This window comes from Streptomyces sp. NPDC020299, from assembly GCF_044387825.1.
Classification (GTDB): domain Bacteria; phylum Actinomycetota; class Actinomycetes; order Streptomycetales; family Streptomycetaceae; genus Streptomyces.
This window is the reverse complement of sequence record NZ_JBIRWL010000003.1, coordinates 359,785-382,149: the sequence shown is the minus strand read 5'-3', so window position 1 is coordinate 382,149 and position 22,365 is coordinate 359,785. Positions and strand designations below refer to the sequence as shown.

The following is a 22,365-nucleotide window of genomic DNA, read 5'->3' as shown; positions in this document are numbered from 1 at the left end:
CCGGATGACCCTGCCCGAGACCCGGCCCGAGACCAAGGCCGCCTCCTTCCGCTGGCGGCGCGAGGACACCGTCAAGACCGCCGGGCTGATGGGTGTGATCGCCGCCCTCCACGTCGTCGCCTTCGGCATCCTGTTCCTCCTCGTCGCCCCCGGTCACTACGAGGTCGGCTCCAATGCCTTCGGCATCGGGCTCGGCGTCACCGCCTACACCCTCGGCATGCGGCACGCCTTCGACGCCGACCACATCGCCGCGATCGACAACACCACCCGCAAACTGATGGCGGACGGCAAGCGGCCGGTGTCGGTGGGCTTCTGGTTCGCGCTCGGGCACTCCAGCGTCGTGGTCCTGCTTGCCGCGATGATCGCCGGCGGCACACAGCTGGCGGGCCGGGTGATGAACGAGAACTCCCGTACCCACCAGGTGCTGGGCGTCATGGGTACGACGGTCTCGGCCACGTTCCTCTATCTCGTGGCCGCGCTCAACCTGGTCGCCCTCTTCGGCATCCTGCGCGTCTTCCGGGCGATGCGGGCGGGTTCGTACGACGAGCAGGAGCTCGAACAGCACCTCGACTCCCGGGGCTTCATGAACCGCGTCCTCGGCCGCCTCACCAGGTCCATCACCCGCCCGGGCCAGATGTTCCCGCTGGGCTTCCTCTTCGGCCTCGGCTTCGACACGGCGACCGAGGTCACGCTGATGGTGATGGCCGGCTCGGGCGCGGCGGCGGGCCTGCCCTGGTACGCGATCCTCTGCCTCCCCCTCCTCTTCGCCGCCGGGATGAGCCTGTTCGACACCCTCGACGGCACGTTCATGAACTTCGCCTACCAGTGGGCGTTCTCGAACCCGGTGCGCAAGGTGTTCTACAACCTCACCATCACCGGCCTGTCCATCGCCGTCGCCTTCGTCATCGCCACGATGGAACTCCTCGGCCTCGAACTCGGCAACGTCGGCTATCTCATCGTCGGCCTGTTCGTGGTGGTGTGGGCGGCGGCGGTGGCGTACTGGAAGGTGGCGAGGGTCGAGGAACGCTGGACGCCTCAGCCCCAGACCGAGACCCCGGCCCCCGCCACGACCGACCAGTAAGCCCGCCGCTCCGCCTACGGCCGCTCGACCGTCTCCAGGTACAGCTTCACGAACCGGTCGACGTCCACGTCCAACGCCACGTCCACCAGGGCCTGTTCACGGACGCCCTCGTGGATCTCGGACTCGCCAGGCCGGGGCCGGCGGTCGACGATCGTCTGCCCCCGGCCCGGACCGGGCGCGAGACAGACCTCGACGGGCAGCAGCCGGGTGGTGATGCCCTCCGGGTCGGCGACCGCGCAGACCGCGCCCGCGTCACCCAGGCCGCCCGCCGCCTCGGCCTCGGGGGAGCCGCCCTGTGTGGCCGGCCGGTGCGCGAGCAGCTCGCCGGCCAGCCGGGTGCCGGGCTCGGCACTCGCCCGCAGCCGTCGTACGTGGACGCCGGGGACGACGACCCGCTGGAAGACGTCCAGCCCGTACATGGTGATCGGCACACCCGCGGTGAGCAGGACCGCCGCCGCCTCCGGATCGTGCCAGACGTTGAACTCGGCGACGGGCGTGGCGTTCCCGGTGGCCACCGCGCCGCCCATGAACACGATCCGCTCGATGTTGCCGGTCACCTCCGGATGGGTGCGCAGCAGCAGCGCGATGTTCGTGAGCGGGGCCGTCGGGATCAGGGTGACCGGACGGGGCGAGGCGAGGATCTCGCGGCGCAGCAGCGTCACCGCGTCCACGGCGGCCGGGGCCCGGGTGGGCGCGGGCAGCCCCAGGTCGCCCATACCGTCGTGCCCGTGCACGTGCCGGGCCGAGCGGGACGGCTCGATCAGCGGCCGCTCGGCACCCCGGGCCACCGGAACGTCCGGCGCGCCCGCCTGCTCCAGCACGGTCAGCGTGTTGCGGACCACCCCGTCGACGTCCGTGTTCCCGGCCACGCACGTCACCGCGCGCAGCTCCAGGTCCGGGTGGCGGACGGCGAACAGCAGGGCGAGGGCGTCGTCGACACCGGTGTCGCAGTCGATGATCACGGGAATGGGCTGACCGGTCACGGCGGACTCCTTCCGTTCGTACCCGACCCTAGGACAGGTCTGGGACGGCCCCCTATGTCACCAGGTCACTCCCACAGTCCGGTACCGCGCGCCGCCACCCGGTCGCCGATCCGCCGCAGCAGGTCCTCGACCGGTAGAGCCCCGGGCCGCCGGCCGTCCCGCAGCCGTACGGCGGCCAGGCCCGCGCCGGCCTCCCGGTCGCCGATCACCACCTGGTACGGCACCAGGCGCCCCGCGCGGATCCGGGCGCCCAGGGTGCCCTGCCCGGGACCGGAGAGTTCGGCCCGCAGGCCCCGCGCGGCGGCCTCCCGCACCACCGCCTCCGCCTGCTCCGCCTGGGCCTCGGCGACCGGCAGCACGACCAGCTGCACCGGTGCCAGCCAGGCCGGGAACGCGCCGCCGTGCTCCTCGACGAGATGCGCGACCGCGCGCTCCATGCTGCCGATGACGCTGCGGTGCACCATGACCGGGCGGTGCTTGGCCCCGTCGGCGCCGATGTAGTGCAGGTCGAAGCGTTCGGGCTGGTGGAAGTCGATCTGGACGGTGGAGAGGGTGGCCTCACGGCCGGCGGGGTCGGTGACCTGCACGTCGATCTTGGGGCCGTAGAAGGCGGCCTCGCCCGCCGCCTCCTCGTACTCCTGCCCGGACTCCGCCAGCACCTCGCGCAGCATCGCGGTCGCCCGCTGCCACAGGGCCGGGTCGGCGACGTACTTGCCGCCCTCCCCGGGGAGCGAGAGACGGTACCGGGAGGCCCGGATGCCTAGGTCGGCATAAGCGCGGGCGATCAGGCCGAGGGCCGCCCGGGCCTCCTCGACCGCCTGGTCCAGGGTGCAGAAGATATGGGCGTCGTTGAGCTGGATGGACCGCACCCGGGTCAGCCCGCCCAGCACCCCGGACGGCTCGGACCGGTACATGGCACCCAACTCTGCGATCCGCAGGGGCAGTTCGCGGTAACTGTGGGAGCGGGAGCGGTAGATCAGTGCATGGTGGGGGCAGAGGCTGGGCCGCAGCACGACCTCTTCAGCCCCGAGTCGCATGGGCGGGAACATGTCGTCGCTGTAGTGGTCCCAGTGGCCGGACAGCTCGTACAGCTCCCGTTTGCCGAGGACGGGCGAGTACACATGCCGGTACCCGGCCGCGCGCTCCGCCTCCCGGACGTACTCCTCCAGGGTGTGCCGTACGACGGCCCCGTCCGGGAGCCAGTACGGCAGCCCCGCGCCCATCAGCGGATCGGTGTCGAACAGGCCCAGTTCACGGCCGAGCCGGCGGTGATCGTGCATCGCGGTCTCCTCGCGGGTGGTGTGGTGGCCGGGACGAGAACCGGGAGCGCACACGCCGAAGCCCCGGGGCACTCGCCCCGGGGCTTCGGACTTGAGGTCACCTGTCAGCGCACCGGGACGTACTCCGGCGTCGTCGTACGGAAGGGGGAGGACGGGGCGCGCTTCATGGGGGGACGGTAACAAGGGTGCGCGGCGGGGGCGACGCATTTCTTTCGCGGGCGGGGCGACGCATTTCGACGCCGGCCGGCATTACTCAGACCAGGGCGGCCATTTCGACGCCGGCCGCCATTATTCAGCCCGTCCGGCGTTTGAGGACGAGGCCCCTTCAGGGCCGAAGCGGGGGTCTGGGGGCGGCAGCCCCCAGCGACGGGACAGCACCCCCGCGCCCCCTCACCCGGACGGCCCCGACAGACTGGTGACCCGCCGGAGGCAATGGTGGCGTGGGTACATGCCCCACCCCCCGGTCGCCCGCCGCCCCGCCGCCGCCGTCGCCGTCACCGCGGCCACCCTGCTCACCGCCTCCGCCTGCCTGGCGAGCACGCCGGGGCAGGCCCGGGATCCGCTTGCCGCGCCCGTCTCGACCGAGCCGCGTACCGAGGCCGGCCTCACCGCCGCGCAGACCCGGGCCGCACTGATCGGCGAGGCCGATCTCGGCGCGCCCTGGGTGCCGTCGGAAGGGGCGGCGACCTGGCGGGACGGACTGCTGAAGGCGACGACGACCGCCGCGCCCGACTGTCAGCGGCTGCTGGAGGCGCTGTACACCGAGGAACCGCTCGGCCGGCCGTCGGGCAGCCGAGCCGTGGCGGCACTCGACGACGGCGCCGACCAGGCCCAGCTGCGGTACCAGGTCGCCGCCCACCGCCCGGCGGACGTGGACCGCGCGCTGGCCTGGCTGCGGACGCTGCCGGGCACCTGCGGACAGTTCCTGGCGACGACCACGAGCTCGGGTGTCGAGGCCGTCCAGGTGGAGGAGTTGCCGCTGCCGGCCGTCGGGGACGCCCGTCAGGGCCTGCGGGTGACGCTGACCGGCGAGAGCGACATGAACGGGCAGGCACCCGTGCTCACCCTGGAGGTCGCCGCGGTACGGGTCGCGGACGAGGCGATCGTGCTCACCGACGGCGCGCTCGGCACCGTACCCCCGGACGACAGCACCCGCCGGGCCCTGGAACTCGGCGCGCAACGCCTGACCCAGATCCGCGACCGGGCCCGTACCCAGGTCTAGGCCGGGCCTAGGCCCGCTCCTCGTGGAACCGCTTGCGGTGGGCCACCACGTCGTGGGCCATCTCCAGCGCCGTACGCCCGCAGGCGAAGGCGTGGCCGCGCAGGCGGGCGAGGGCCTCGTCCGCGTCGATCCCCAGCTGGGCCATGATCATGCCGATGGCCTGCTGGATCTCGCTGTGACCGGTGGTCAGGCCGCCGAGCCAGAGGCCGCCCGCGCGGCCCATCTCCTCCTCGCCCCGGGGCAGCGACATCAGCGCCATGGTCAGCGCGCTCGCCAGCAGTCGGGCGGTGTGCAGATCGGGGCCGGTCAGCGCGCCCGGGTCGGTGCCGTACAGGTCGAAGGTGCCCAGGCACACCGCGGAGTCGCCGAGCGGCAGCGAGTACGCCGCCCGGACCCCCACGCCCGTCGCCTGCTGCGCGTACACCGGCCAGCGCGCCACGTCCGGCCCGGCCGTGAGGTCGCCGGCGAGCACCGCCGCGGTGGTCTCGGCGGCGCACACGCACGGCCCCTCGCCCAGCGTGGCCTGCATCTCCGCCACGCCGGCCGCCGTGTCGTCGCTGGCCCCGACCAGCACCGGCACGCCCTCGCCGCACAGTGACACGCTCGCGCCGGCCACCGGCAGCAGGTCGACCGCGGCCGCGCACAGCCGCTTGGGCACCTGCTCGGGCGTAGCGCCCCGCACCGCCTCGGCCAGGACTTCCGCCGGCTCCCTGCGGTGCGGTAGCGCGTTTCCGGAACCGTCGAGACGCGCACCGTCGTCCCTGGGCCGCACCTTCACCGCCTCCTTCAGCCTCGGCCCGGCTGTCGTCGAAGGCTCCCGGCGCAGGTCAGTCCGCCCGAGAGGACTCCCCGAGTATCCGTGGCGAGGGGGGCGAAACAGCTTCGAAGGCGCCGCTCAGAGCGGAGGCTGCGCGGGGGCGGGCCCGAGGGTGGTGGTGCCGGGGGCCGTACGGTGTCCCAGCCCCGTCCGGTAGGCGTCCAGGGCGGCCTCCACCCGCCCGGTCCGGCGCAGCAGGTCGCCGAGCAGCCGGCACAGGTCGGCGAGGTCACCGGCGGCGCCGGCCCGCTCCAGCAGGCTCAGCGCGCGCACGTAGTGCTCCTCGGCGGCCTCCGTGTCCCGGGCGTCCTCGGCGATGATCCCGAGCAGGCGGTGCGCGGCCGCCGCGTGCACGGCGCCCCGCTCCGACGACAGGTCCCCGAGCACCCCGTGCAGCAGCTCGGCGGCCTCCTCCGACTTGCCGCGCCGGTGCAGGACGTCGGCCAGCTCGACGGCGGCCTGGCTGCTGTAGAGGGCGGCGCGGGTGGCGGAGAGCATGGTGAGCGCCTCACGCAACTCGTGTTCGGCGCGCTCCAGTTCACCGTCCTGGGCGTACACGTACCCGCGCATCCAGTGGCAGTTGGCGAGTTCGGTACGGATCTGCAGCCGGCGGTACAGCTCGGCCGCCTTGGCCAGGGAGGCGTCGGCCTCGGCGACCCGGCCCTCGGCGAGCAGGGTACGGGCGACGGAGCGGTGCATCCGGGCGAGCAGCGCGGGGTCCTCGACCTGCGGCGCGAGCGCGAGGGCGAACTCGGCGGCCTGGGCGGCGCGGGCGTGGGCGCCCATGTCCATGTAGGGGCCGATGACGCTGGCGTAGAGCAGCAGGAGCGCGTCCGGGTCGTGCAGTCCGCCGCGGTTGAGTTCGTCGACGGTGGACTCCAACAGGTACACCGCGTACCGGAGTTCACCGGCGAGGTAATGGGCGACGGCACGGCCGCGCAGGGCGGGCACCCGCACCGGCAGCGGCTGGGAGGCCATCTGCTCCTCGGCACGCTCGAAGTACTGCCTGGCCTCCACCAGATCACCGGTCTCCAGGGCGCACTCCCCGAGCCCGAGCAGCGCGGTGGCCTGTTCGCAGGCCAGCCCGTGCGACTCCGCCTCCGCCAGCAGGGCGGCGTACTGGGCGGCGGCCTCCTTGGCCTCGCCCGTGGCCAGGGCCCGCTGCGCCTCGGTGAGCCGCAGCCGCAGACCGGTGGCCAGATGGGGGGAGCGCCCGCTGGCCAGTTCCTCGAAGGTGACGCCGAGCCGGCCCGCGATGTGCCGCAACGCCTCGTCGGAGGCCCGCGCCCGCCCCGCCTCGAGCGTCGAGATGTAGGCGGGTGTGTAGGCGGGCTCCGCCAACTGTTTCTGCGTCAGGCCGCGTTCCGCGCGCAGCTGCTGCACGCGCCGCCCGATGGTCTCAGGATCGTCACGTTCCTGCACCCCCAACTCCCCCTAAACCCCTTGCCGTTCGGCTTGAACAGCCCCTAGGTTAAGCGTCGCATTAAACGTGCTTAATACGCCGCTGTTGTTGCGAGGTTGCCGTGCTCGGACGCTCAGCCGCACGCTACGGACGCCCCACCGCACGGTACGCCAGAGGCGTCGCCGCAGCCGTGGTCGCCGTCGTCGCCCTCGTCACGGCGGCGAACGCGGGCCCGGCCCGGGCCACCGACAGCACCCCCGCCCCACCCTCGGCCCAGCACGCACCGCGCCGCTAGGGCCTGCCCAGGGCCGATGGGGCTCTCTGATGGTCACTCAGCTCATCGTCCGGCGGTTTTCCAGGTGCCTGCTGCCGTAGGGGTGACTAAATATCAGATTATCACCTTGAAAGGCTAACTGTCCCTCAAGTTCCTTTTTTACAGGGCTATTTCACATGCAGTCAGCCGGCCGGGCGGTCGCCCGGTGTCCCCCGTTCGGAGCCCTGAGAGCGGCCTGCCGATTTGCCCGATATGACAGCCATGGTGGTGGTTAGTACGTTCAATCACGTGCCGGGAGGCTGTCCCGGCCGGTCTCTCTCAGACAGGAGAAGTTGCATGCTGAAGACCCGCCGCTCCACCGCTGTCACCGCGGGAATCGTGGCCGCCACGGCCCTGGCCGCGGGCGGCATCACCTACGCCTCGGCCGCCTCCGGGCCGGTCGACCAGGCCCCGGTCGTCGAGAGGGCGGAAGCCGCCCAGGCACCCGCTCTCGGTACCGGTACCGGTGGCGACCCGGGGACAGGAAAGGGCAACGAGGGCACCGGAGGCGTGAGCGCCTTCGTGGGAGGCAATGTCGGGGGCAACAGCTTCCAGGGCAAGGGCAACGAGGGCCGCCACGAGCGCCGCCACGAGGAGCGCAACCGCGAGGACGAGGGCAGGATCAAGATCAACGAGCGGAGCTACACCAGCAACCCGGGCGACTGCATCACCGTGGAACTCGTGGGCACCGCCAACAGCCTGAACATCCGCAACGACAGCCGCAAGACCGTCGAGGTGTTCAACGGAAACGTCTGCGACAACGGCGCCCCCATCACCACGGTCGAACCCCACAGCTCCAGCTTCGGCGTGGTGCCCACCCTCGGGGTGGCCAGCTTCCGGACGATCCGCCACGACAACGACCACGACAACGACCACGACAACGACCGCGGCCACGACAACGACAACGACAACGACTGGTGACCCTGATGCCTGAGATGGAGCCCCCGGCCCGCCGCAATCGGGCCGGGGTACCCGTCCAGGCCCCCCACCTGGGGCAGTCCGCTCCGGGCGGGAGCCCAGTAGTGACCATTGTCCGGCACTCAGCGTGTCGCGCACGCCCTGACGGCACCGGACGGGTGAAAGACGAAGGCCTAACCTGACCCCCATGACCTCCCCCGCCGCCCGCGCCGCCCTCGACCTGACCGCCGGTCTGCCCGTCCCCTCCCTGGAGGACTTCTACCGGGACCTGCACCGTCACCCGGAGCTGTCCATGGCCGAGCACCGCACCGCCGGCAGGCTCGCCGTGCGGTTGCGGGCGGCCGGGTTCGAGACGGTCGAGGGGGTCGGCGGGACCGGGGTGGCGGGGCTGCTGCGCAACGGCGACGGGCCCGCCGTACTGCTGCGGGCGGACATGGACGCGCTGCCGGTCAGGGAGGAGACCGGACTGCCGTACGCCTCTCAGGCCGACGGGGTGATGCACGCCTGCGGGCACGATCTGCACGTTACCTGGCTGGCCGGCGCGGCGGCGGCGCTGGCGGACGGGCGGGAGACCTGGTCGGGGACGCTGCTGGTGGTGGGGCAGCCCGCCGAGGAGACCGGGCAGGGCGCGGCCCGCATGGTCGAGGACGGCCTCTACGAGCGGTTCGTACGACCGGACGTGCTGCTCGGGCAGCACGCGGCACCCGGCCCGGCCGGGCTGTACCCGCACGCACCCGGACTGATCATGTCCGCCTCGACGGACGTGGACATCGTCGTGCACGGGCGGGGCGGGCACGGGTCCCGGCCCGAGGCGACCGTCGATCCGGTGGTGACGGCCGCGTATCTCGTCACCCGGCTCCAGACCGTCGTCGCCCGGGAGACCGCCGCCGCCGAGTCCGCCGTACTGACGGTCGGCCGGATCGAGGCCGGCACCCGGCACAACATCATCCCGGCCGAGGCCCGCATCGCCCTGAACCTGCGCACCCAGTCCGAGGCGGTGCGGCAGCGGATGATCGCCGCGATCCGGCGTATCGCGCTCGGCGAGTGCCTGGCGGCCGGCTGCCCGCAGGAGCCCGAGGTGACGGTCGGGGCGACCTTCCCGGTGACGGTGAACGACAGGGAAACCGACCGCCGGGTCGCCGCCGTGCACGGCGAGGTGTTCGGCGCGGCCACCGTGTTCGACCCGGGCCCGGCGATGGGCAGCGAGGACTTCCCCCAGCTCGCGGCGGGCTCGATCCCGTACTCCTACTGGTTCGTGACAACCACGCCGCACCCGGTGTGGGAGGCGGCGGAGGGCGAGGGCATCTGGGACAAGCTCCAGGCCGTACCGAGCAACCACAGCCCGCACTTCGCGCCCGATCTCTCCACGGTCGCGCCGGGCGTGCGGACACTGGTCGCCGGTGCCCTGTCTCAATTGTCAGTTGCATGACCTAGCCTGCAAGCGCTTCACTCATCGCACACACTCAGTCGTCACACACGGCCCACAGGGGACACACAACACACATCAGCGGCCGTGTCGCGTGACGCTCTTCTACTTCCATTCGATCCGGGGGGTTCGAATCAGCGTGCGTAAGCGCACCCTCACCACCGCCACCACCCTGGCGGTCCTCCTCAGCTCGGCGGCGCTCGCCGCCACTCCGGCGTCCGCCGACTCCAGCAAGACCCTGCCGGTCAGGTCGACCGGTGACATCGTTGTGGACGGCGTCCACCAGCGGGTCTTCGTCAGCGACCCGCTCAACGGCAAGATCGTCGTCACGGACTACGCCGGCAACGTCGTCAAGCAGCTCAGCACCAACCTGGCCGGTGTCTCCGGCCTGGAACTGTCCGCCGACTCGGGCACGCTCTACGCGGCCGTGCGGGACCTGGACGCCATCGCCGTCATCGACACCGCGACGGACACCGAGACCACCCGCTACACGGTGGGCGACAAGCCGCTGAGCGTCGCCCTCGCGGGCGGCAAGCTGTGGTTCGGCTACGGCGGCGCCACCGAGGGCAACATCGGCTCCGTCGACCTGGCGGGCGAGCAGCACGAGGTCACCCTGGGCCAGGACAACGGCTGGTACTCCGCGCCGATGCTGGACGCGGCACCGGGCTCCGGCACGCTGATCGCGGGCTCGGTCGACCAGAGCCCCGCCGAACTGGCCTCGTACGACGTCTCGTCGGGCACCGCCGGCCGGGTGGCGAGCACCCGCGAGGCCGGTGACAACCTCGGCGACCTCCAGGTCACCCCCGACGGCAAGGACGTCGTGGTGGCCAGCGGCGCACCGTACTACCAGCAGGTGTTCAAGACCTCAGACCTGAACGAGGACGGCAAGTACGTCACCGACGCCTACCCGAACTCGGTGGCCGTCGCGCCCGACGGCACGGTGGCGGCCGGCATCAGCGGCTTGTACGAGCCGGACGTCTACGTCTTCAAGCCGGGCGGCAGCGCGGCGGTCCGCACCTACGACTTCCCCAACACCGGCCAGGGCAGCGGCTCCGACCTGCTGGTCTCCTCCGGCCTTGCCTGGGCGCCGGACGGCTCCCGGCTGTTCGCGGTGAGCAGGAACAGCGAGGGCGTGTACGCGCTGCGCGAGTTCGACGCCCCCGCCAAGGCGGCCACCACGGTCACCGTGGACGCCCCGGCGACGGCCGCCCGCGCCAAGAAGCTCACCGTCAAGGGCAAGGTCACCTCCAACGTGGCCCTCCCCGCCGGCGCCAAGCTGACGGTCACCCGCACCGACCTGGACTCCCCGAACGGCAAGGCCCTCGCCCCGGTGACGGTCAAGGCCGACGGCACCTACTCCTTCACCGACACCCCGCCGGCCGGCGGCAAGGTGAAGTACACGGTGGCGTACGCGGGCGACACCGACCACGCCGCCGGGAAGGCCTCCGGCACCGTCGACGTCTCCCGTGCCAAGCCGGCGCTGTCGCTGAACAACAACGGCAAGGTGTACGCGTACGGCAAGGACGTGAAGTTCACGGCCCACCTCGGTGCGACGTACAAGAACCGCACGGTGGAGATCTGGGCCGACCCGTACGGCCCCGACAAGCCGAACAAGCTGGTGAAGTCGGGGAAGGTCGACTCCCACGGCAACCTGTCGGCCGTCCTGGACCTCAAGCGGGATGCCACGGTCACCGCGAAGTTCGCCGGCGACGCCCGCTACCAGCCGCGGTCGGCGACCAGCACGGTCGGCGCCCAGGTGAGCGTGTCCACCTCGGTCAGCGGCCACTACCGGACGAAGAACACGTGGGGCCACACGTATTACTTCGTCCACAAGTCCAAGAACCCGGTGATCACGACGAAGATGCCGTACTACCCGGGCCGGAAGCAGAAGTTCGAGTTCGAGGTGTACTACCAGGGCGCCTGGCGCGCCGGTGACGCCCAGTACTTCGGCATGGGCACCGACGGTGTCTCGAAGGTGGAGATCACCGGCAACCACGGCCAGGACGTCGGCTGGCGGTTCCGGGTCCGCTCCTCGTACATCAACGCCTCCTCCGGTGACACCGTGAACTCCACGACGCACGGCGCCTGGAAGTACCTCACGTTCACCAACTGAACAGCCACCGGCTGAACATGAGCCGGCTGACGCTCAGCCCTGGGTCTGGAGCTGCCGCAGCTGCTGCTGGACATGGTCCAGCGCACCCTGTCTGCGCCCCGGCACCCTGAGCCTCAACTCCGCGAGCGCGGGCCCGAGTTCACGGGCCCGCGCCGTGTCGTCGATGCACCCCCACTGATGGTGGGCGCGGTCCACGGCGGCCTCCACGGCGGGCGCGTCCGGCGCCTGCCCGGCGGCCAGCCGGGCCGAGGCGACGGCCAGCCAGGTACGGCAGCTGCGCACCGGGTCGCCCGCGAACATCGCCAGGTCCGCGCGGACCTCCGCCCAGTGCAGCGCGTCCGGGGAACCGGGCCCGTACGCGCGCACGGCGGCCTCCTCGTGGCGCGCGGCCAGGACGTCGGCGTCGGTGTGCCGCCCGGCCTGGACGGCGGCGCTGATCTGGGCGTGCGGATCGGCGGCACCGAGCCGCCCGGTGGCGGCCAGCACCAGGTCGCGGTGCGCACCCTCCTCGGCGATCCGGGCCAGCGCCTGCTCGTGCAACTGCTCCAGCGGGGGACGCGAACCGCTGCGCAGCAGTGTCGCCACCGCCTTCATGTACGACGGCGAGGCCGGCCGGCGGCGGGGCGGCGGGGGCGCGATGCGGCCGAAGACGGCGTTGTTCCGGCCGGAGTCCAGGGGGGTGCCGTGCAGGTGCTCCCAGGTCTCGGCGTCCGCGTGCAGGTCGACGAAGAGGGTGGTCGCGCCGGTGGGGCGCAGCCGCAGCTCCTCGCGGATCCAGTGCCAGGGCAGGGCCGTGTAGCGGACGCTCGCCGGGGTGGTGCGGGCCAGCGCCAGGTGCGGCAGGTGCTGGCGGCGGTCGAGCTGGAGCTGCCCGGTGACGAAGACGGTCAGCGGACCGGGGGCGGCCGCGGCGGCGCGCAGCCGGGTGAGGACGGCCTGCGGGTCGAGCGGGTCGGCGAGTTCGACCACGTTGGCGGTGTCGGTGCCGGACAGTACGGCGGGGGCGACGGCCGCCAGTACGGGGAGCACGGAGGCCGCGTCCACCAGGCGTCCCTTGCCCATCGGTGAGGCCGCGAGCAGCAGCACGGTTCCGGGCATCGTCCCCCCTTTGATTGGTCTCTTGAGCGGTCGATCGGCCTCTTGACCGGTCTCTTGATCGGTCTCTTGATCGGTCGGGCCGACCGGTCCGCTCCGTGATCGGTCAGAGCAGCACCGTAACCGCTGCGGCCGCGGAGGTGGGTGTCAGGCCCGGAAACGTCCCCCCAGCATGGCCCCTTCGATGCGCCGTACGGCGAAGATCGTGGTGTCGTCCCCCAGATGGCCGCCGCTGTGCCGCAGCACGCCTTCGCGGACCAGGCGGACCAGACGGCGGGGCCGGACGCTGCCCGGGTCGGCGACGGTGGCACGGGCGACCTGGCCGGCGAGGTCGTAGAAGACGTCGTGCCCGTCGCGGGCCTCGGTCACGCCGTCGGTGGTGAGCAGCAGGGTCTCGCCGGGGGCCACGGTCACCCGGGTGGGCCGCGGCGGGCCGGCGACGGGGAGGAGTCCGCCGAGGCCCAGCGGGAGGCGGTCGCCGCCCGGCAGGGGCCGTACCCCGTGGGGGCCGACCGCGAGCGGGGGTTCGTGGCCGAAGTTGACGACCTCGACGGTGCCGTCGTCCACCACGGGGAAGCCGATCAGCACGGCGGTGGCGAAGCGGTCGCCGTCGTCGCGGCCCAGGGAGATGCTGTGGAAGCGGTGCCGGCCCATGCGGATCTCCAGGTGGGCGGCGACCGTCGCCAGGTCGGGCGCGTGGTAGCCGATCTCCCGGAAGGTGCCGAGCAGCGCGGCCGCCGCCTCCACCGCGGCGAGGCCCTTGCCCTGCACATCACCGAGGAGGACGCGGGTGCCGTTGGGGCCGGCCTGGATGTCGTAGAAGTCGCCGCCGACCCGGGCCTCGGTGTCGGCGGCCAGGTAGGCGGCGGCGTGCTCCAGGCCGCCCCAGCCCGGCGGCAGCGGGCGCAGCACGGTGCGGCGGGTGGTCTCCGCGATGTCCCGCATGTGCAGCATGCGCCGCTCGCCGCGCAGCCGGACCGCGCAGGCCAGGGTGGCGAGGACGCCGCCGACGGCGACCAGGACGGAGTCGGGCCAGCCCACCTTGTACTGGTTGAACCAGAGGCTCTCCACGAGCACGTAGTCGACGACCGCGAGCACGGCGAAGGCGGCCGTGGTCCACAGCCCGCAGAGCGCGGCGGCGATCCCGGGCACCAGGACGATCCAGGTGATGATCCGGAAGTTCGGGCCGGTGCCGAGGTCGGCCACCGTGATCCCGACGAGCAGCAGCAGCGGCACCGCCCAGGCCACGCTTCGGCCACGGATCCGCAGGAGCTGCCGTCGGCGCATGGCCTCGCGGTCGGTCACGGTGTGCAGTGCGGCCAGCCCTTCATGGCCTCAAGCGAAGCATGGGAGTGGGTGGGCCGCATCCGGGGAACCCGGGCGTCCCTCCCGCTTGCCAGGGGGCTCCCCCGGGGTGTGCCCTGTAAGGCAGGGGCGAGGAGAGAGAGGAGAGCTCTCATGGCTCAAGCGGCACACGCGTCCGGTGAGGTGGCCCGGTACGGCGGCCCGCCCGACGTCTTCAGCGAGCGGACGCATGCGATCACCAGGTGGGCGTTTCCGCTGGTGCTCGCGCTGATCTACGGCTACTGGGCCGCCGCCAACACCCGCTACGGCGGGCCCATCACCGGTTGGAACGTCCTGTTCGGCTTCGTGACCGCGATCGTGTTCTTCGCCCTCTACATGGGTGTGCAGGCCCTCGGTCCACACGTGAAGCGCGAGGTGCACGCGTTTCTGTGGGCGGCTCTGTGGGGCGGCGCGCTCGGTTTCCTGTACAGCCTGAGCGGCCGTGGCCACACCGTGCTGGCGTCCGCGGGGCTGGGCGTGGCGCTCGCCGTGCCCCTGTTCGCGGTGATCTTCTACCGCTACTACACGCACGAGGACGCCGCCGGCCAGCGGGTCAGGTGACCGGCGCCCCGGCCCCGTCCCCCCGAATGCACCCACCCGGCTCGCGCACCCCGGTCCCGGGCCGTGTCCTGGGAGTGTGCCCCCACGTCCCCGGAGTGCCCTGTCGGCCGTGCTGATCGCCCTGTCCTGCCTCCTCGTGCCCACCGGCACGCTGGGGGCCTGGGCGTCGTACGGGCTCGCCGACACGGGCCGGTACGTCACCGCCATGGCGCCGCTCGCCGGCGACCCGGACGTGCGTGACGCCGTCGCGGACACCGTGGCGGACGGCATCATGCGCGAGGTCGACGTGGGCGGGCCGGTGCGCGCCGCCGTCCGCCCCTTCGTACGCGACGCGGTGCGCTCCTTCACCCGTACGCACGCCTTCCGCCTCGCCTGGGACACCGGCAACCGGGCCGCCCACGACGCCGTGCTGCGGGCGCTGCGCGACTCGGGCGCCGTGCGCGAGCAGCCGGTCACCGTCGATCTCGCCCCCGTCACCGCCCAGGTCAAGCGGCAGCTCACCCGTGACCATGTGCCGCTGGCCGCCCGCATCCCGGTGGCGCACACCGCGGTGACCGTCCTCCCGGCCCGGGAGCTGGGCCAGCTCCGAAAGGGGTTCCACGTGCTCGAAGTCGCCGGCTTCTGGCTTCCCGTCGCGGCCGTCGTCTTCGCCGCCACCGGCATCGCCCTCGCCGTCCACCGCCGCCGGGCGGTCACCGCCACCGCCCTCGGCACGGCCCTGGGCGGCGCCCTGCTCGCCCTCGCCCTCACCGTCGCCCGCCGCCTCACCCTCGCCGACCTTCCCGACGACGTCTCCCCGCCGGCGGCGGGCGCCGTCTACGACGCCCTCACCGAAACCCTGCGCGCGGCCTCCTGGCTCCTGCTCACCTGCGGCCTGACGGTGGCCCTGACGTCCTGGCTCACCCGGTACGCGGGTCATCTGCGGGCCGCACTCCGCCCAGGGCGCCGACGGGCGCCCGCAACGCCCCCACCGGCACCGGCACCTACGCGAGCCCGAGCCTGACCGCCTGCGGGCCGACCGTGGCACCGCCCGCCCGCCTCACCCGGCGCGCACGTCACCTGCGGGCCGCGCTCCACCCACGACGCCGCCAAGCACCCGCAGCGCCCGTACCAACTCCCCCTCCGACACCGACGCGAGCCCGAGCCTGACGGCGTCCGGGGTGCGGCTCGGGTCCACGCAGAAGGCCGTGCCCGGCGTGACGGCGATCCCGCGGGAGGCCGCGGCGGCCGTGAAGGTGTCGGCCCGCCACCGTGGGGGCAGCTCCCACCAGGCGAAATAGGCCTGTGGGTCGGACCGTACGGCGAATCCGGCGAGCTCCTCGGCGACCAGCCGCTGCCGTCGCGCCGCGTCCGCGCGCTTGGCCGCCACCAGCCGCGTCACGGTCCCGTCCCCGAGCCACCGGACCGCCGCCTCCAGCGCGAACGCGCCCGCGCTCCAGCCCCCGGACCGGATCGCGGAGGCCACCGCCTCGACCCGGTCCGGCGGTACGACGGCGAAACCGACGGTGAGGCCCGGCGCGACGCGCTTGGAGAGGCCGTCGACGAGGTGGGTGAGGGCGGGCGCGAGGGCGGCGAACGGGGGCTCGGGGCCCTGGTGCAGGAACGACCAGATGCGGTCCTCCACGACCGGCAGGTTCAGGTCGCCGACGACAGCGGCCAGTTGCCGGCGCCGCTCGGTGCCCATGGTCACCGAGGTCGGGTTGTGCAGGGTCGGCTGGACGTAGAGGGCGGACAGGGGAGCGGTCCGGTGGGCGGCGGCGACGGACCCCGGGCAGAGGCCCTCCTCGTCCGCCGTGAGCGGCACCAGGGTGATGCCCAGCCGGACCGCCAGCTCCTTGACCAGCGGATACGTCAGCGGCTCGACGCCGACCCGGCCGCCGGGCCGGACCAGGGAAGCGAGGGTCGCGGCGATGGCCTGGCGGGCGTTGCCCGTGAAGAGGATCCCGGCGGGGTCCGGACGCCAGGTCCCGCTGCCGAGCAGGCCGGCCACCGCGTCCCGGGCGGCTGCGTGGCCGGTGGCGGCGGCCGGGCGGAGCGCCTCGGCGAGGGCGTCCGGGCGGAGCAGGGAGGCCAGGGCGGGGGCGAGGATCTCCGGCTGGCCTTGCGCGGAGGGGTAGTTGAGCTCCAGGTTGACCGACGGGACCGGGCCGGTGGCCTCCGTGAGCGCCCGCCCGGCCGCCCCCGCACCAGCAGCGGCCCGCACGAAGGTGCCACGCCCGACCTCGCCCACCACCAGCCCCCGCCGTACGAGTTCGGTGTACACGCGCCCGGCCGTCGAGGCGGCGATCCCGCGCCGCCGGGCGAACGTCCGCTGCGGAAGCAGCCGTTGCCCCGGCCGGAGCCGACCGGCGGCTATCTCGTCGGCGATCAGGTCGGCGAGATGCCGGAAGTCGTCCACAACTCTCCTCGTTCCGCTGGCCCGTTGCATTGCACCGAGAGCAAAGATCTTATTGCACCGAGTAGTCGGCCACCCTAGGGTCACTCACATGACTCCCTTCCTCGCATACGAGGACAAAGCCCCCGAAGTTCCGCACGGGCTCCCCCTCTCCCTCCCCCTTGTCCTCGTCCACGGCCACCCTTTCGACCGCACCATGTGGACCCCGCAGACCGAGGCCTTCTCCGCCTCCCGCCGGGTGATCGCCCCCGACCTGCGCGGCTACGGCGCCTCCCCCGTCGTCCCCGGCACCACCCCGCTCGCCCGGTTCGCGCGGGACATCGCCGAGCTGCTGGACGAGCTGGAGGTGGAGTCCTTCGTGCTCGCCGGACTGTCCATGGGCGGGCAGATCGTCATGGACTGCTACCGGCAGTTCCCCGAGCGGATCCGGGGCCTGGTCCTCGCCGACACCTTCCCGGCGGCGGAGACCCCGGAGGGCAGACGTACCCGGGCTGCCATGGCCGACCGGCTGCTGCGGGAGGGCATGCGCGGGTACGCCGATGAGGTCCTGGAGCAGATGGTCGCCCCGTACGCCGCACCCGAGGTCAAGGCCCACGTCCACCGCATGATGACGGCCACCCCGCCCGACGGCGCCGCGGCGGCCCTGCGCGGCCGGGCCGAACGCCCCGACTACCGCGACCTGCTCACCCGGGTCGCCGTGCCCGCGCTCGTGGTCGTCGGCGCCGACGACGCCTTCACCCCGGTCGCCGACGCCGAGGCGATGCACGCCGCCCTCCCCGACTCGAGGCTGCACGTGATCGAGGGCGCGGCGCACATGCCCAACCTGGAACGCCCGAAGGAGTTCAACGAGGCGCTGGAGGAGTTCCTGGCGCGGGTGGACGGCGGACTCGTACCCTCGGGCAGGTGACGACCCAGCCCGGACGCAGGCGGCTCGGCGCCTGGTGTGCCGGGCTGCTGTGCGCGGGCGTGAGCGTGGTCGTCGGCTGCCGGGTCGCCGACACCGACGGCATCACACCGGTGACCCAGCTGCTCGCCTTCCTGCCGTGGCTGCTGCTCCCCACCGGCGCGGCCCTGCTGTTCGCGCTGCTCGCGCGGTGGTGGACCGGCCTGGTCTGGGGCCTGGCCCTGCTCGGGCTGCTGGCCTGGTTCATCGAGCCGTACGGCAAGGCAGACGACACCCCCGGCCAGCCGCTGGCCTCCTTCCGGGTGCTGACCTCGAACGTCGAGTTCGGCCGCGGCACCGGCTCCCTCGTCCCCGTCATCCGCCGCTACAAGCCCGCTCTGGTGTTCGTACAGGAGTGCGAGTACACCTGCCAGGCCACGCTCAGACGAGAGGTCGGCGACACCTACCCCCACCGTCAGGCGGTCGTCGCGGGCGGCTCCGAGGGCTCCCTCATCCTCAGCCGCTACCCGCTGCGCGGCACCGACGGCATCCCCGGCCACATGGGCATGCCCGGCGCCGTCGCCGACGTACGCGGCCACCCCGTACGGCTCCAACTGGCCCACCCCATGCCACCACTCCCCGGCCGGCTCGGCCCCTGGCACCGCGAGCTGGGCCGCCTGCGGGATTTCGCCGCCGCCGACCGACGAACCCCCACCATCCTGTCCGGCGACTTCAACGCCACCCAGGACCACGCCGCCTTCCGCCACATCCTCGACACCGGCCTGCGCGACGCGGCCCGCCTGGCCGGAGACGACCGCACACCCAGCTGGCCCGCCCGCACCGCCCGGATCCTCGGCGCCCAGATCGACCACGTCCTCATCTCCCCGGACTTCTCCGCGACCAGCGCCCGCTTCCTCGGTCTGGCCGGCACCGACCACCGCGCACTGCTCACCGACCTGACCCTGCACCAGCGGAGTCCGAAGTCGCCCAGTCGGCCCTCAAGTTGACGAAACCCACGGACGGGGGCCGTCTCACCACACTGACCCACCCCAAGATCGCCATCCGGGGCCGCTAACCTTACGTGTCCGTCCTGGCCAGGGATCTCGGGCATCAACTCAGCGAAGGGTTGCGCACATGGGCATTCTCACTCTCCTGCGGAACGCGTTCGGCCGGTCACGCAAGGGGCGTGCCGCCGAAGCAGAGGGTGCGGACAGCACGCCTTCGCCCGCACCGGAGCCGCAGCCCGAACCCGCGGCCCAGATCCCCGAGCCCCGCCAGTCCTCCCCCGAGGAGCAGGCGACGGAACACGACCTCGTCTCGGCAGCCTTCAACAACGTGACGGTCCCCCGCCCGTCCGCATCCGCCGAAGCCGAAATCACCCTGAAGCCCACAGCCGAGCCCACGGAGCCCACTCCGGAGCCGGAGGCCGAGGCCGAGCCGACGGCTGCCGCCGAGGCGAAGCCGGAGCCTGCAGCCGAGCCCGAAGCAGAGCCCGAGGCTCAGCCGGAGCCCGAGGCGCAAGCGGAGCCGGAGCCCGAGCCGGAAGCTGCCGCCGAGGTCGAGCCCGAGCCGGAAGCTGCCGCCGAGGTCGAGCCCGAGCCGGAGGCCGAGGTGCAGCCGGAGCCGAAGGCCGAGGCCGAGGCGGAGCCCGCCCAGGAGCCGGAGGCCGCAGCCGCCGACGGCGAGGACGCCCCACAGGGGCCACCCGCACCCGACCACGAAACCCGCACGGGTGGTGCGGGTGGGAACACCCCGGCCGAAGGCGAAGCCGAGGCCGAACCGCACCCGACCCCCGAGCCCGAGGTCCAGCCCGAGCCCGTAGCGGAAGCAGCCACCGAGCCGGAGGCTGAGGTGGAGCCCGCCCAGAAGCCACAGGCCGAGGCCGCCGACGGCGAGGACGCCCCACAGGGGCCACCCGCACCCGACCACGAAACCCGCACGGGTGGTGCGGGTGGGAACACACCCGCCGAAGGCGAAGCCGCCGAGGCCGAACCACAGCCCGAGCCCGCAACACAAGCAGCCACCGAGCCGGAGGCTGAGGCCCAGCCGGAGCCGGAGGCCACGGCCGAGCCCACCGACGCGGCCAACCCCCCGCAGGGCCCCGCCACCCCCCTCACCCGAGTAAAGACCCGCGCCCCCGCCCTGCTCACCGCCTACAAGGCAGCAACAGCCGCCCTCAAAAAAGCGGAGCGCACCGGCACACGCGCAAGGCTCTACCTCGTCCTCGACCGCTCCGCGAGCATGCGCCCGTACTACAAGGACGGCTCCGCCCAGGCCCTCGCCGAGCAGACCCTCGCCCTCGCCGCCCACCTCGACCCCGAGGCCACGGTCCCGGTCGTCTTCTTCTCCACAGAACTGGACGGCACCGGCGAGCTCACCCTCACCGACCACGAGAACAAGATCGACGACCTGCACGCAGGGCTCGGCCGCATGGGCCGCACCAGCTACCACGCCGCCGTGGAAGCCGTACTCGCCCTGCACGACAAGACCCCCGACCCCACCGCCCCCGCCCTGGTGATCTTCCAGACGGACGGCGCCCCCGACGCCAAGACCCCCGCCACCCAGTCCCTCACCGAGGCCGCGAAGACCCACCCCGGCGTCTTCTTCTCCTTCGTCGCCTTCGGCGAGCACGACAACAAGGCGTTCGACTACCTCCGCAAACTGAAGACCGACAACGCGTCCTTCTTCCACGCGGGCCCGACCCCGCGCGAGCTCACCGACGCCGAGCTCTACGAGGGCGTACTGGCGGCCTGGCGCCCGTAAAGGCCCCCCGCTGATCCCCTCGGGGGGTGGACCACCGGCCCCGCGCCACCGGTCCACCCCCCGAAACGCATGTGAGTCGATCTTCAGCGGGCCAGTAGGATTTCGACTTATGGCGGCCACTGGATCCGAGAAGCAGGGGGCGAAGGCGTACTACGTCTCGACCCCCATCTACTACGTCAACGACGCTCCTCACCTGGGCCACGCCTATACGACCGTCGCAGGCGACGTGCTCACCCGCTGGCACCGTCAGCGCGGCGAGAAGGTGTGGTACCTCACCGGCACGGACGAGCACGGTCAGAAGATCATGCGCACGGCCGAGGCCAACGGGGTCACCCCGCAGGCCTGGGCCGACAAGCTCGTCACCGAGGCCTGGAAGCCCCTGTGGGAGCACCTGGAGATCGCGAACGACGACTTCATCCGCACCACGCAGAAGCGGCACACCGACCGCGTCCAGGAGTTCGTACAGGACCTGTACGACAAGGACGAGATCTACAAGGGCGGCTACGAGGGCCCGTACTGCGTGGGCTGTGAGGAGTACAAGTCCCCCGACCAGCTGCTGGACGGCGAGGGCGAGTACGCGGGCCAGAAGATCTGCTCGGTCCACAAGAAGCCGGTGGAGATCCTCAGCGAGGAGAACTACTTCTTCAAGCTGAGCGAGTACGCCGACCGGCTCCTCGCCCACTACGAGGCCAACCCGGACTTCATCCAGCCCGAGTCCGCGCGCAACGAGGTCGTGAACTTCGTCCGCCGGGGCCTCCAGGACCTCTCCATCTCCCGCTCGACCTTCGACTGGGGCGTCCCGGTCCCCTGGGACGACAAGCACGTGATCTACGTGTGGATCGACGCGCTGCTGAACTACGCCACGGCGGTCGGCTACAACGAGAACCAGGAGAAGTTCGAGGACACCTTCCCGGCCGACGTCCACCTGGTCGGCAAGGACATCCTCCGCTTCCACGCGGTGATCTGGCCGGCGATGCTGATGGCCCAGGGCCTGCCCCTGCCCGGCAAGATCGCGGCCAACGGCTGGCTGATGGTCGGCGGCGAGAAGATGTCGAAGTCGAACCTGACCGGCATCAAGCCACAGGACCTGACCTCGCACTTCGGCGTGGACGCCTACCGCTGGTACTTCCTGCGGGCGATCGCCTTCGGCCAGGACGGCTCGTTCTCGTGGGAGGACTTCTCCGCCCGCTACACGAGCGAGCTGGCGAACGACTACGGCAACCTGGCCTCCCGGGTGGCCGCGATGGTCGGCAAGTACTTCGGCGGCGCGCTGCCGGAGGCGACGGCCGTCGGCGAGGCGGAGAAGGCCGTCCACGAGGGCCTGGCCAAGGCCGTGGCGGAGGCCGACCGGAAGATCGGCGACGAGCTGGACTTCCAGGGCGGTATCCTGGCCGTCTTCGAGTTCGTCAAGCAGGTCAACGGCTACCTCACCGAGCAGGAGCCGTGGAAGGTCGCCAAGGACGACTCGCCCGAGGGCAAGGCCCGCCTGGCGACGATCCTCTACACGGCCGCCGAGTCCCTCCGCGCGGTAGCCGTCCTGCTCAACCCGGTCATGCCGGACACCTCCCAGAAGCTCTGGGACTCCCTGGGCGCGGAGCCCACCCTCGGCACCCTCGCGACCCAGCGGGTCCAGGAGGCCGGCGAGTGGGGCAAGCTCCCGGCGGGCTCCACGGTCACCAAGGGCGCGATCCTCTTCCCCCGCCTCGAGGAGAAGCCGAGCGAGTAGGGCGTACGCCCACTCGCACGCGGACACACGGAGGCCCGGAAAC

Annotated in this window: 19 protein-coding genes; 12 read left to right on the top strand and 7 right to left on the bottom strand. The window is 72.6% G+C overall.

Going from position 1 to position 22,365, the window contains the following annotated elements:
• Nucleotides 1-4: 4 nt before the first annotated feature.
• Entirely contained in the window at nt 5-1,081 is a 1,077-nt protein-coding gene (locus tag ACH45E_RS09630) for a HoxN/HupN/NixA family nickel/cobalt transporter (RefSeq protein ID WP_361442647.1), read from the top strand.
• Between the two features lie 14 nt (nt 1,082-1,095).
• Here ACH45E_RS09630 and ACH45E_RS09625 read toward each other — a convergent pair whose 3' ends face one another.
• Complete coding sequence (locus tag ACH45E_RS09625; RefSeq protein ID WP_361442388.1) at nt 1,096-2,064, bottom strand: nucleoside hydrolase; 969 nt, start codon at nt 2,062-2,064, stop codon at nt 1,096-1,098.
• A 65-nt stretch (nt 2,065-2,129) separates the two neighbouring features.
• Entirely contained in the window at nt 2,130-3,398 is a 1,269-nt protein-coding gene (gene thrS / locus ACH45E_RS09620; RefSeq protein WP_399040339.1) for a threonine--tRNA ligase, read from the bottom strand.
• A gap of 394 nt (nt 3,399-3,792) precedes the next feature.
• Between thrS and ACH45E_RS09615 the strand changes: the two genes are divergently transcribed.
• The gene (locus ACH45E_RS09615) at nt 3,793-4,566 is read left to right on the top strand and encodes a hypothetical protein (protein WP_361442382.1); all 774 of its coding nucleotides are present in this window, start codon (nt 3,793-3,795) and stop codon (nt 4,564-4,566) included.
• Between the two features lie 7 nt (nt 4,567-4,573).
• Here the strand turns inward: ACH45E_RS09615 and ACH45E_RS09610 are convergent, their stop codons facing one another.
• The gene (locus ACH45E_RS09610; protein ID WP_361442379.1) at nt 4,574-5,338 is read right to left on the bottom strand and encodes a GAF and ANTAR domain-containing protein; all 765 of its coding nucleotides are present in this window, start codon (nt 5,336-5,338) and stop codon (nt 4,574-4,576) included.
• A 123-nt stretch (nt 5,339-5,461) separates the two neighbouring features.
• Complete coding sequence (locus tag ACH45E_RS09605; RefSeq protein WP_361442376.1) at nt 5,462-6,805, bottom strand: tetratricopeptide repeat protein; 1,344 nt, start codon at nt 6,803-6,805, stop codon at nt 5,462-5,464.
• A gap of 101 nt (nt 6,806-6,906) precedes the next feature.
• On the opposite strand from ACH45E_RS09605, the gene ACH45E_RS09600 reads away from it, so the two are divergent.
• The 4 genes from ACH45E_RS09600 (at nt 6,907) to ACH45E_RS09585 (ending at nt 11,555) form a co-directional block, all read left to right on the top strand.
• Nucleotides 6,907-7,080: a hypothetical protein gene (locus ACH45E_RS09600; protein WP_361442373.1), complete on the top strand. Its 174-nt coding sequence runs from the start codon at nt 6,907-6,909 to the stop codon at nt 7,078-7,080.
• 315 nt (nt 7,081-7,395) lie between these two features.
• Nucleotides 7,396-8,019 (top strand): hypothetical protein, encoded by a 624-nt coding sequence (locus ACH45E_RS09595; protein WP_361442370.1) that lies wholly within the window; start codon nt 7,396-7,398, stop codon nt 8,017-8,019.
• 184 nt (nt 8,020-8,203) lie between these two features.
• Nucleotides 8,204-9,445, top strand: coding sequence for an amidohydrolase (locus ACH45E_RS09590; RefSeq protein WP_361442367.1), 1,242 nt, complete (start codon nt 8,204-8,206; stop codon nt 9,443-9,445).
• A 136-nt stretch (nt 9,446-9,581) separates the two neighbouring features.
• On the top strand, nt 9,582-11,555 hold the full coding sequence (locus ACH45E_RS09585; protein WP_361442364.1) for an Ig-like domain repeat protein: 1,974 nt from the start codon (nt 9,582-9,584) through the stop codon (nt 11,553-11,555).
• 33 nt (nt 11,556-11,588) lie between these two features.
• Here the strand turns inward: ACH45E_RS09585 and ACH45E_RS09580 are convergent, their stop codons facing one another.
• Both ACH45E_RS09580 and ACH45E_RS09575 read right to left on the bottom strand, forming a co-directional pair.
• A complete protein-coding gene (locus ACH45E_RS09580; RefSeq protein ID WP_361442361.1) occupies nt 11,589-12,653 on the bottom strand; it encodes a hypothetical protein in 1,065 nt (354 codons plus the stop codon).
• A gap of 144 nt (nt 12,654-12,797) precedes the next feature.
• Nucleotides 12,798-13,937, bottom strand: coding sequence for a PP2C family protein-serine/threonine phosphatase (locus tag ACH45E_RS09575; protein ID WP_361442644.1), 1,140 nt, complete (start codon nt 13,935-13,937; stop codon nt 12,798-12,800).
• Nucleotides 13,938-14,108: 171 nt separating this feature from the next.
• On the opposite strand from ACH45E_RS09575, the gene ACH45E_RS09570 reads away from it, so the two are divergent.
• Both ACH45E_RS09570 and ACH45E_RS09565 read left to right on the top strand, forming a co-directional pair.
• Complete coding sequence (locus ACH45E_RS09570; protein ID WP_361442358.1) at nt 14,109-14,555, top strand: hypothetical protein; 447 nt, start codon at nt 14,109-14,111, stop codon at nt 14,553-14,555.
• A gap of 76 nt (nt 14,556-14,631) precedes the next feature.
• Complete coding sequence (locus ACH45E_RS09565) at nt 14,632-15,558, top strand: hypothetical protein (RefSeq protein ID WP_361442355.1); 927 nt, start codon at nt 14,632-14,634, stop codon at nt 15,556-15,558.
• A 36-nt stretch (nt 15,559-15,594) separates the two neighbouring features.
• Here ACH45E_RS09565 and ACH45E_RS09560 read toward each other — a convergent pair whose 3' ends face one another.
• Nucleotides 15,595-16,953, bottom strand: coding sequence for a PLP-dependent aminotransferase family protein (locus ACH45E_RS09560; RefSeq protein ID WP_361442352.1), 1,359 nt, complete (start codon nt 16,951-16,953; stop codon nt 15,595-15,597).
• 88 nt (nt 16,954-17,041) lie between these two features.
• Here ACH45E_RS09560 and ACH45E_RS09555 point away from each other — a divergent pair, with 88 nt between their 5' ends.
• From ACH45E_RS09555 to metG, 4 genes are all read left to right on the top strand, one after another.
• Entirely contained in the window at nt 17,042-17,857 is an 816-nt protein-coding gene (locus tag ACH45E_RS09555; RefSeq protein ID WP_361442349.1) for an alpha/beta hydrolase, read from the top strand.
• The gene (locus ACH45E_RS09550) at nt 17,854-18,840 is read left to right on the top strand and encodes an endonuclease/exonuclease/phosphatase family protein (protein WP_361442346.1); all 987 of its coding nucleotides are present in this window, start codon (nt 17,854-17,856) and stop codon (nt 18,838-18,840) included. Before ACH45E_RS09555 ends, ACH45E_RS09550 begins: the two co-directional genes overlap by 4 nt.
• A gap of 127 nt (nt 18,841-18,967) precedes the next feature.
• Nucleotides 18,968-20,596 carry a VWA domain-containing protein gene (locus tag ACH45E_RS09545; RefSeq protein WP_361442343.1) on the top strand — a complete coding sequence of 543 codons (1,629 nt, stop codon included), beginning with the start codon at nt 18,968-18,970 and terminating at the stop codon, nt 20,594-20,596.
• 109 nt (nt 20,597-20,705) lie between these two features.
• Nucleotides 20,706-22,322 (top strand): methionine--tRNA ligase, encoded by a 1,617-nt coding sequence (metG, locus tag ACH45E_RS09540; protein WP_361442340.1) that lies wholly within the window; start codon nt 20,706-20,708, stop codon nt 22,320-22,322.
• The last annotated feature ends 43 nt before the right edge of the window (nt 22,323-22,365 follow it).